Below are 317 nucleotides of genomic sequence, written 5' to 3' on the forward strand. Positions count from 1 at the left end.
GCTTGAATCTAACTTTCGGAGAAAAAAATGAAATTTAAGCGTAGTAAGCAACACGGTTTCACACTGTTAGAAGTGATGGTAGTTGTTGTTATCTTGGGTATTTTGGCAAGTTTTGTTGTTCCAAACTTGCTAGGCAACAAAGAAAAGGCAGACCAACAAAAAGCGATCACTGACATTGTGGCGTTAGAGAACGCGTTGGATATGTACAAGCTAGACAACAGCGTGTACCCAACGACAGACCAAGGTCTAGACGCATTGGTTACTAAGCCTTCTAACCCAGAACCGCGCAACTACCGTGATGGTGGTTACATCAAGCG

At 43.2% G+C, this 317-nt stretch carries 1 protein-coding gene; it reads left to right on the forward strand.

All coding sequences use genetic code 11. The features are described 5' to 3' along the window. Positions 1-27: 27 nt before the first annotated feature. The coding region (gene gspG, locus R8N28_RS25905) for a type II secretion system major pseudopilin GspG (protein WP_318183744.1) at positions 28-317 on the forward strand (290 nt) is incomplete at its 3' end.

The organism is Vibrio sp. Vb1554, assembly GCF_033344235.1.